The organism is Cupriavidus sp. CP313, assembly GCF_054072015.1.
This window is the reverse complement of the sequence record NZ_JBSVZB010000096.1, coordinates 1-638: the sequence shown is the minus strand read 5'-3', so window position 1 is coordinate 638 and position 638 is coordinate 1. Positions and strand designations below refer to the sequence as shown.

Genomic DNA, 638 nt, shown 5'->3' with positions numbered 1-638 from the left:
GAGAGATGGTATGAACACCGCCCGCCCTAGCGTAGGCACCCGGCCCGAAATGCAAAGGGGCTCTCGCTTGACCGACGGCATCGATGTGCCAAAGTGAAAGTTCGACCAATCACTTGAGGTAAGGAGAGCCCAAATGAATGCTACGACATACGGGCTGGATATTGCAAAGTCGGTTTTCCAGATGTATTGGATAGACCCCACTGGCGAGATCCATAGCCAACGCTTCTCCAAGCCCCGGTTGATTCAGTTTCTGGGCAATTGCCCAACTGGCCACTTTGCCTTGGAAGCCTGCGGCGGCTCGCACTGGTGGGCGCGCAAGATTCAAAGTCTGGGACATCAAGCCACCCTGATCAATCCGCGCTATGTCCGCTCGTTCGTACGGACCAACAAAACGGATGCTGCCGATGCACGTGCGATATGGACGGCTGCGCAGCAACCAGGGATGCCCTGCGTGCCGGTAAAGACTGAAGCCCAGCAAGCCCTGCTGGGCTTGCACCGGATTCGTTCCGAGCTGGTCGACACGCGTACGCGACGAATCAATCAGCTTCGCGGATTGCTGGGCGAATTTGGACTGCACTTCGCGGCAGGCCGCCACGCCGGGTTGGCCGAAATACGCGCCCGTCGGGAAGAAATTGAGA

The 638-nt window shown here is 58.0% G+C and carries 1 protein-coding gene; it reads left to right on the top strand.

Annotated features, from left to right (window positions below):
• Positions 1–133 precede the first annotated feature (133 nt).
• A partial coding sequence (locus ACW4E8_RS41050) for an IS110 family RNA-guided transposase (protein ID WP_456809701.1) occupies positions 134–638 on the top strand: 505 nt, incomplete at its 3' end.